Below are 229 nucleotides of genomic sequence, written 5' to 3' on the forward strand. Positions count from 1 at the left end.
TGAAAATTGCTGATAACTCTTGGCACCTGGGGAACAGCCCTCTGGATGTTGCTGAAAATTGCTGATAACTCTTGGCACCTGTGGAACAGCCCTCTGGATGTTGCTGAAAATTGCTGATAACTCTTGGCACCTGGGGAACAGCCCTCTGGATGTTGCTGAAAATTGCTGATAACTCTTGGCACCTGTGGAACAGCCCTCTGGATGTTGCTGAAAATTGCTGATAACTCTT

Annotated in this window: 1 protein-coding gene; it reads right to left on the minus strand. The window is 47.2% G+C overall.

Translation table 11 applies throughout. The features are described 5' to 3' along the window. A partial coding sequence (locus GQA99_RS20740) for a hypothetical protein (RefSeq protein ID WP_206194613.1) occupies positions 1 to 229 on the minus strand: 229 nt, incomplete at both ends.

The sequence above is a fragment of the Shewanella litoralis genome, assembly GCF_009828585.1.
GTDB classification, from domain to species: Bacteria; Pseudomonadota; Gammaproteobacteria; order Enterobacterales; family Shewanellaceae; genus Shewanella; species Shewanella litoralis.